The organism is Streptomyces sp. NRRL F-5126, from assembly GCF_000721265.1.
GTDB lineage: Bacteria > Actinomycetota > Actinomycetes > Streptomycetales > Streptomycetaceae > Streptomyces.
In genome coordinates this window covers 1-1,091 of record NZ_JOFZ01000037.1, presented here as the reverse complement: position 1 = coordinate 1,091, position 1,091 = coordinate 1, and the positions used below count along the sequence as shown (strand labels likewise).

Here is a 1,091-nt window from a genome sequence, read left to right as displayed (position 1 = left end):
GGTCACGGGTTCGGTGGTCCGGTCTCCCATCCGGCCCAGTCCGCGACGTCGTCGGCGGCCTCCCAGCAGGCGTCCCGGACGGCGCGGCGACCGCCGTTGGTGGTGGCCAGCAGGGGCAGGGCGCAGGCGAGGCCCACGGCGAGGGAGCCGAGGAGGGCGACGGCCAGGACCAGGAGCCCGGAGGCGATCGGCATGCCGCTCTGGGTGAGGAGGCCGACCAGGCCGCCGGCCACCAGGAGCGCACCGAGCTGCGGGGCGCGGGAGACGACGTAGAACACGGGGAGCGCGATCAGGGTCCGCATCAGAACCACCGCCGCGAGCCCGGGACGATCATGTTGCCGTGGCCGTTGACCATGTGGTCGACGCAGGCCGGGCAGTCCTCGCGCGGGCCGAGGTGCGCGTGCTGGGCACGGCTGTCGTGGGCGTGCAGCCAGCACTGGCGGCACTCGCCGGGCGGCGGGTTCGTGGCCTTCTGGCTCGGCATCGTCACCACCATCCCGACGACTTCTTGGCGACCGTGGCGGCGGCGGCCTCGTTGATGACGGTCTGGCGGGCGCTGCGGGCGGCGGCGAGTTCGGCGGCGACGCGTTCCTCGGCGTCCGCGAACACGCGGTCGACGGCGCGGTCCGGGGCGGCCGTGGACTTGCCACGGACGACCCGGCGCACGCCCCGGCCGATGTGCAGGAAGGCGCGGGCCTGCTCGCCCCCGGACAGGGCGCTGATCTCGCCGTTGCGGATGCGCCGAAGGCGGGACTCGGACTCGCGGATCTGGCGGTCGAGCTGGCGGGTGTTCGGCTTGCCCATGCGGGGTCAGCCCTTCCTCGGGTAGGTGTGGCCGGCGGGCGGGTACGGGTCGCCGGGCAGCGGCATCGCGCCCTCCAGGACGACCTCTTCGAAGTCGGTCAGGGGGCCGCCGTCGACCGGGTCGCCGGTGCGGACCGCGTAGGCGGTCTCCAGGCCGTCCAGCAGGCGGCCGGTGCGGGCGTGGTCGTCGGACTGCTTCTCGGTGCGGCGCAGGAACTTCACGACCGCTCACCGCCCTGCGGGGTCCGGGCGGCCTCGGCGGCGGCGCGAGCGGCGGCGGCCTCGGC

4 protein-coding genes are annotated in these 1,091 nt (G+C 75.5%); all 4 read right to left on the bottom strand.

The genetic code is table 11. The features are described 5' to 3' along the window. Positions 1–2: 2 nt before the first annotated feature. The 4 genes from IH48_RS0132145 to IH48_RS0132130 are packed head-to-tail and all read right to left on the bottom strand — an operon-like array spanning position 3 to position 1,026. Entirely contained in the window at positions 3–302 is a 300-nt protein-coding gene (locus IH48_RS0132145; protein ID WP_030383197.1) for a hypothetical protein, read from the bottom strand. Next, on the bottom strand, positions 302–484 hold the full coding sequence (locus IH48_RS0132140; RefSeq protein ID WP_030383198.1) for a hypothetical protein: 183 nt from the start codon (positions 482–484) through the stop codon (positions 302–304). The genes IH48_RS0132145 and IH48_RS0132140 overlap by 1 nt, the downstream gene beginning before the upstream one ends. A gap of 2 nt (positions 485–486) precedes the next feature. Next, the gene (locus IH48_RS0132135; protein ID WP_030383199.1) at positions 487–804 is read right to left on the bottom strand and encodes a hypothetical protein; all 318 of its coding nucleotides are present in this window, start codon (positions 802–804) and stop codon (positions 487–489) included. Positions 805–810: 6 nt separating this feature from the next. Further along, positions 811–1,026: a hypothetical protein gene (locus IH48_RS0132130; protein WP_030383200.1), complete on the bottom strand. Its 216-nt coding sequence runs from the start codon at positions 1,024–1,026 to the stop codon at positions 811–813. Positions 1,027–1,091 lie beyond the last annotated feature (65 nt).

Coding starts and splice junctions, on each gene's coding strand:
- IH48_RS0132145 (WP_030383197.1), bottom strand. CDS start 302: ATGCGGACCCTGATCGCGCTCCCCGTGTTCTACGTCGTCTCCCGCGCC.
- IH48_RS0132140 (WP_030383198.1), bottom strand. CDS start 484: ATGCCGAGCCAGAAGGCCACGAACCCGCCGCCCGGCGAGTGCCGCCAG.
- IH48_RS0132135 (WP_030383199.1), bottom strand. CDS start 804: ATGGGCAAGCCGAACACCCGCCAGCTCGACCGCCAGATCCGCGAGTCC.